This window comes from Kitasatospora sp. NPDC042419 (assembly GCF_056437345.1).
Window position 1 is genome coordinate 1 of the sequence record NZ_JBWKAW010000099.1, and the last position, 1,475, is coordinate 1,475.

The following is a 1,475-nucleotide window of genomic DNA, read 5'->3' on the forward strand; positions in this document are numbered from 1 at the left end:
CCGGCGAACCTGATTCCGGCCGACGCCGTCGTGATCACTCCGGAGATGCTGCCGCTGGTCGAGCTGACGGCGGAGGAGGTCGAGCGGGTCGTCGCGACGGTGGACGGCGGCGCGGCTAACGTCGCGGACGTCTACCCGCTCGCCCCGCTCCAGGAGGGCCTGCTCTTCCACCACCTCCTCGCCGAGGGCGGCGACGACGCCTATGTGCTCCCGTCCGTCCTGGAGTTCGGTTCGCGCGAGCGCCTGGACGCGTTCGCGGCCGCGCTGCAGAGCGTGATCGACCGACATGACATCTTCCGCACCTCCTTCGTCTGGGAGGGCCTGAGCCAGCCGGTCCAGGTGGTGTGGCGCAAGGCCGCCCTGCAGGTCGACGAGGTGGTGCTGGACGCGCGGCAAGCCGACCCGGTGGGCGAGCTGGTCGCTGTCGTCGGCTCCTCGATGGACCTCGGCCGGGCACCGCTCTTCACCGTCCACGCGGCGGCCCTTCCCGACAGCGGCCGCTGGCTGGGCCTGGTGCGCGTGCACCACCTGGTGCAGGACCACACCGCCCTGGAGACGCTGCTCGGTGAGGTCCTGGCCTTCCTCACCGACCGGGGCGACGAGCTGCCCGAGCCGCTTCCCTTCCGCACCTTCGTGGCCCACGCCCGCGGTGCCGCCGCGGACGAGGCCTCCCACGAGCGCTACTTCGCCGAACTGCTCGGTGACGTCACCGAACCCACCTCCCCGTACGGGCTGGTGGACGTCCGCGGGGCCGGTGCCGACGTGGTGCGCGAGGTCGTACCGTTCACCCCCTCCGCCGAGGCTCGGCTGCGCGAGGTCGCCCGCCGGCTCGGCGTCAGCGCCGCGACCGTCCTGCACGTGGCGTGGGCCAGGGCCCTGGCGGTGGTCAGCGGCCGCGACGACGTGGTCTTCGGCACCATCCTCTTCGGGCGGATGAACGCCGGCCTGGGTGCCGATCGCGTCCCCGGGCCGCTCATCAACACGCTTCCGGTGCGGGTGCGCACGGACGAACTCGGCGTCCTGGACGCGGTGTCCGCGATGCGCGACCAGCTCGCGGAACTGCTGGAGCACGAGCACGCCCCGCTGGCCCTCGCCCAGAACGCCAGCGGTCTCGCCGGCGGGACCCCGCTGTTCTCCGCGCTCTTCAACTACCGCCACAACACCGGCCAGGACGCCGACCGGGCGTCCGCCGAGGCGGCGGAGGACCGCGCTGAGACGGACGGCATCCGGCTGCTCTTCTCCCGCGAGCGGACCAACTACCCGCTCGCGGTGGCGGTCGACGACAACGGTGAGAACCGCGGGCTGTCGCTCGCCGTGGACGCTGTGCCGTCGGTCGACCCGGTGGCGGTCGGTGTGTTGGTGCGGAGGGCTGCCGAGGGGTTGGTGGCGGCGTTGGAGGTGGCGCTGGACGGTGGTCCGCAGCTGCGTCTGAGTGCGGTGGAGGTGTTGGGCGAGGTCGAGCGTGGTCGTCTGCT

The 1,475-nt window shown here is 72.7% G+C and carries 1 protein-coding gene; it reads left to right on the top strand.

Annotated elements, in window-relative coordinates; translation table 11 throughout:
* The coding region (locus tag AC067J_RS44055) for a condensation domain-containing protein (RefSeq protein WP_478308519.1) at positions 1 to 1,475 on the top strand (1,475 nt) is incomplete at both ends.